Here is a 1,435-nt window from a genome sequence, read left to right on the forward strand (position 1 = left end):
ATTTGTTGGTGTTAGTTAGCAAGTTCGCAAGTTAGCATGTTAGCATGATTGTAGGAGAGATTTTATTTAGCGTAGGAATGTGTAAAGTTGCTAGGTGCTAGGTGCTAGGTGAACAAGATTTTATTTGAGGGTGGCATAAAGCAAGTGGTTAAAAGCTAAAAATTAACTTCTAACCACTAAATCCTGATATCTGACCTCTGAAATCTATCGTCTGATACCTGACCTCTGAAATCTAATATCTTATTTTTAAACCGCTTTTAAATGACGCTCTGCTGGCGCTACCATTTGCGTTACAAAATCAGTGAATTCTTCACCTAGGTTTTCATCACGCATGCTGTATTCAACAATCGCTTTTAAGTAACCAAGTTTGTCACCGCAGTCGTGAGCACGGCCACTCATGTGGAAAGCTTCTACAATTTCGTGCTTCATTAACTCATCGATTGCATCGGTAAGCTGTATTTCGCCACCTGCACCCGCTGGTGTTTTCGCAAGTAATGACCATATTGCTTTCGAAAGTACATAACGGCCAACAACGGCTAAGTTAGATGGAGCATCTTCAGCTTTTGGTTTTTCAACCATGGTTTTAATAGGCGCACTTTCGCCCGCTTTAATTTTCACGCCACCAATATCAGCAATACCATATTTATGTACGTTTTCTTGCGGCACTGGCTCTAGCATAATTTGGCTGGCTTTAACTTCATTAAAGCGCTTGATCATAGCAGCAATGTTTTCGATTTTTTGATCAGCAGTGTAGCTATCTAAAATTACATCTGGCAGTACTACAACAAAGTCGTCATCACCGACAATTGGTTTTGCACACATTACCGCATGGCCTAATCCTTTAGCCTCGCCTTGGCGCACATGCATAATGGTTACATCAGCTGGGCAAATTGAGCGCACCTCTTCAAGTAGGGTGCGTTTTACGCGCTTTTCGAGGGTTGCTTCTAGCTCAAAGCTGGTATCAAAGTGATTTTCAATGGCATTTTTAGAGCTATGAGTAACGAGTACAATTTCTTTAATACCCGCAGCAACACATTCGTTTACTATATATTGAATAAGCGGTTTATCAACCAGAGGCAGCATTTCTTTAGGAATTGCTTTTGTCATCGGTAACATACGTGTACCAAGGCCTGCAACAGGAATGACAGCTTTCATAATGTTTAGTCCCTTAATTATTGTGGTAAGAATAAATAATTACAAAGTATGAGTTATCAACCCATTTTGCGCAATAGTAAAAAAAGATTTATAAACACGTTAGCAGTAATAATATTGACGGAGGATGAACAGGAAACGATAGGTTCTAGGATTTAGGAGCTAGGAGCTAGGAGCTAGGCGACACGACGGAGCTCCAGTCACTCAGCGACATGGCGGATGCAGGGAGCTGCTTGCAAAAATAAGCTTGGGGGCGGGGGGCGGGGGGGGGGTGGGGGGGGGG

The 1,435-nt window shown here is 42.2% G+C and carries 1 protein-coding gene; it reads right to left on the reverse strand.

Features of this window, described 5'->3' with window-relative positions:
• Positions 1-246: 246 nt before the first annotated feature.
• The gene (gene galU, locus CWC28_RS21040) at positions 247-1,155 is read right to left on the reverse strand and encodes a UTP--glucose-1-phosphate uridylyltransferase GalU (protein ID WP_138625731.1); all 909 of its coding nucleotides are present in this window, start codon (positions 1,153-1,155) and stop codon (positions 247-249) included.
• Positions 1,156-1,435 lie beyond the last annotated feature (280 nt).

Source organism: Pseudoalteromonas sp. S4492 (assembly GCF_005886115.1).
Classification (GTDB): domain Bacteria; phylum Pseudomonadota; class Gammaproteobacteria; order Enterobacterales; family Alteromonadaceae; genus Pseudoalteromonas; species Pseudoalteromonas gelatinilytica.

Bases quoted from the DNA above. Each gene is read 5' to 3' on its own strand.
- galU (WP_138625731.1), bottom strand. From the start codon at position 1,155: ATGAAAGCTGTCATTCCTGTTGCAGGCCTTGGTACACGTATGTTACCG.